2 protein-coding genes are annotated in these 2,555 nt (G+C 44.3%); one reads left to right on the top strand and one right to left on the bottom strand.

Translation table 11 applies throughout. From position 1 onward, the window contains the following. Window positions 1-223 precede the first annotated feature (223 nt). A complete protein-coding gene (locus tag ACT3SX_RS14710) occupies window positions 224-1,216 on the top strand; it encodes an FUSC family protein (protein WP_444761815.1) in 993 nt (330 codons plus the stop codon). A 317-nt stretch (window positions 1,217-1,533) separates the two neighbouring features. Here the strand turns inward: ACT3SX_RS14710 and aroE are convergent, their stop codons facing one another. Beyond that, window positions 1,534-2,394 (bottom strand): shikimate dehydrogenase, encoded by an 861-nt coding sequence (gene aroE / locus ACT3SX_RS14705; RefSeq protein ID WP_444761814.1) that lies wholly within the window; start codon window positions 2,392-2,394, stop codon window positions 1,534-1,536. Window positions 2,395-2,555 lie beyond the last annotated feature (161 nt).

Here is a 2,555-nt window from a genome sequence, read left to right as displayed (position 1 = left end):
CACTTTTTATTAAGACTTATGACTGAGTGTATATTTATCACAAATAAAATCGTAGTAGAAAAATGTCATTCATTGTACTTATGGCATAAGGAAAGACAGTTATGAGTGCATTCATGCACAAGAAAAATCAAGTATCGTGGCTGACCAGATTATTGACTCGCATAAAGATGTTAATGAAAGGTGAGCTAGGACACTTACTCACTGTTAACCGTAGTCAAAGACCGTGGCACATGCCCATTATCGCGGCAATTGCGAAGTATTTACTGGGGCGTATTTTGATGCTTTGTCTGCAGGTATCAAAGCGTCGCTAGGTGCAATGATTATCTTGAACTTACCATTATCAGGTGCACTACCATATCGGTTGGTTACAGTCATGGCTTGGGGCTTTGCTATGGCACTCAGTTTTGCATTAGGTTTGATTGCTCAGCAGTTGCCTTGGCTTCGGTTGCCAGTATTTGCTCTGATCGCGTTTTGTGTTGTGATGTTGGGTCGTTATTATCGGCAGCCACCACCTGCAGGTCTATTTGTGATGATGGCAGGAGCGATAGCATTATTTATAACGGTACCGCTAACACAAGTATTATCTGCGATTGGGCTAGTGATGTTAGGCAGTGGCTTTTCGATGTTACTCGCCCTGTTATATACGCTGTTTTTATTAATATCGCGGCCTGTTCTGCCTGCTCCTGTCTATCGATATGAGACAGATACCATTGGTGACAGCCTAATTGTAGCGGGCTTTGTTAGCTTGACATTGGCCATCGCTGTACTGTTTGAGATGCCTTACCCGTATTGGGCGGCGATGAGTTGTTTTATCATTATTCAAGGCATGCAGCTACGAACGATGTGGATTAAACAGTTGCATCGGCTATTAGGCACTGTAGCGGGGATGGCTGTCGCTGGTTGGATGTTGTCATGGGGGCTGTCGATATGGGGTGTGGCTGTATCTATACTAGTCATGATGTTGTTGATTGAGTCATTGGTCGATAGGCATTATGGCATGGCTGTGATATTTATCACGCCGCTGACGATATTTATCGCAGAGTATGGCAGCATGACGGCGACACCACTTGTTGCTGAGGCAATCATACAAGCACGTATACTCGATACAGCGCTCGGCTGTGCAGTTGGTCTGAGTGGTGGATTGGCCATTCATTCGGAGAGACTGCGTATACCGTTACGCCGCTTAGAAAATTGGCTACTGGGACATTTTAGCTAGAGCGTGTTTTCAGTTCACTCACCATATAAATAGGCTAAAAATGGCTAAGTCCTGTCAAGCATCACCAAGTAGCACAATAACATCTCGATATTATCTGTGCTATTCCTTTTGTTTAACGGCTTTTTATCTTATGCCTATCATTACTTTCAAAATGAAGACTCGGGCTATAGTCGATACGCAATAAAAAAGGTACAGTATCTAATAACGCGAAACTGGTATAAATTTTTCTGGCGTGCTGCGCCTACGCAGACAGAGGCTGCAAAAAATTCATCCCAATCTCGCTGTGTCTGTTGTATATTGGACTGACTATAGATTGCTTATCGGTTGATCAATGCGTCAGTCGCTGTTGCCACATCAATGTTGTAACCCGTCCAACGCTCAAAGCTTAAGGCCGCTTGGCCGATAAGCATGCCATAACCATCAGAAGTCTGCGCACCACGCGTGACAAAGTGCTGCAAAAACGGTAACGTGCGACCATACATCATGTCATAAGCATAATGGCAGTCTAAATCATCATTCAATGGCAATGTATCGCCTGATAGTCCAATAGATGTGGCATTAATGATGATATCAAACTGTCCAGTTAATTCACTAGTTGCACAGGTTGCGATGCTGTGTTTATCAACCGTCTCACTAGATTGTCTTAGCCCAGTGACCAAATTGACAGCCTTGCTCACAGTACGATTGGCAATGGTCAGGGATGAAATACCTGCCTGAATCAGCGGTAGTACGACACCGCGGGCTGCACCGCCTGCACCAATGAGTGCCACACGCGCGCCTGTAAGCGGCCAGTCCAAGCTTGTAATGTGATTGACCAACCCTTGACCATCGGTATTATCACCATAGATTGCTTCTGCGATGGGTGTGCCGCTGTCTAGCAGTGTTTGGTTCAATGATAGTGTATTAACTGCCCCTGCAACTTTGGCATGTTCAGACAAACCACCACGTGCTAAGCAGCAGTTATAAGCAACTTGTTTAAAGGGTACTGTCACATTGGCACCGACACCGCCGCCCTGAAAAAATGCTTCAATCACCGCCATAAAACTGGCAGCATCGTCAGGACAGTATTGGCGCTGATAGCTAATATCGATACCTGCTTGTTCTGAAAACAGGGTATGGATTTCAGGAGATTTGCTGTGAGCAATAGGATTGCCAATAACAATAAAATGCTGAGTCATAAAAGGTCCGCTGGCTATAAAAGGTCAAAACTCTTCGTTAGAGCTTATCAGAAAGTCGTTGAATCGCTATCATCATAAGGGATAACGTGATGTTTGACAAACCAAGGCGTTCGTGAATAAATACGTGGAATGATAGCGTTTTTTTACCTGTTAGATAATTA

Origin of the sequence: Psychrobacter sp. AOP31-B2-9, assembly GCF_052378005.1 — a bacterium.
In the GTDB taxonomy this organism is placed as follows: domain Bacteria; phylum Pseudomonadota; class Gammaproteobacteria; order Pseudomonadales; family Moraxellaceae; genus Psychrobacter.
Note: the sequence above shows the minus strand (reverse complement) of the source record. Positions and strands in the feature narration are given on the sequence as shown.

What these genes read in the sequence shown, in the direction of transcription:
- aroE (WP_444761814.1), bottom strand. Translation starts at nt 2,394, where the DNA reads ATGACTCAGCATTTTATTGTTATTGGCAATCCTATTGCTCACAGCAAA.